This window comes from Halobellus sp. Atlit-38R (assembly GCF_003665925.1).
In the GTDB taxonomy this organism is placed as follows: Archaea; Halobacteriota; Halobacteria; order Halobacteriales; family Haloferacaceae; genus Haloquadratum; species Haloquadratum inordinatus.
Genome location: NZ_QXIJ01000200.1, coordinates 1 through 524, shown reverse-complemented (window position 1 = coordinate 524; position 524 = coordinate 1). Strand labels below are relative to the sequence as shown.

At 64.9% G+C, this 524-nt stretch carries 1 pseudogene; it reads left to right on the top strand.

Annotated features, from left to right (window positions below):
• Positions 1 to 125: 125 nt before the first annotated feature.
• Positions 126 to 524 (top strand): annotated as a pseudogene (locus D3D02_RS21060) (hypothetical protein); the annotation flags it as partial.

The following is a 524-nucleotide window of genomic DNA, read 5'->3' as shown; positions in this document are numbered from 1 at the left end:
CAATCGACCTCTCTCCGGGGTCTCACACAGCCGACATATCGACGACCGGGCCGGTCGACGTGTCGGTGTCATGGACGGCGGTTACTGCGACTCAAGATCCCTCGGTTAGCGTCGGCGGATCGACCGTGTCTCACTCGGGAGTCCTCGGGCCGGGCGAGACGGTCACAGACTCGGTCGACCTCTCGACAGGCTTGCAGTCGGCAGACGTGTCGGTCAACGGTCCCGTCGACGTGTCCGCGTCGTGGACGGAGGTGAGTCAAACAAGAGATTCCGTCGTGGAATTGAACGGCCACACCGCCTCCTACAACGGCACGCTCGCCGAAGGCGAGACCGTCGACCTCGGGGGCAGCGTCTCGTGGCTCGAAGACGGCCAGAACAACGTCACCGTCCACGTCGGCGACGGCTCGTACTCTGGCGACGGCCCCGAGCCGCAGGTCGAACTGGAGTTCCGCCACGACCTCGAATCGCCGCGCACTGTCGACTACGAGAGCGCAGCGCTCTCCGAGCGGTACAACATCTCGAAG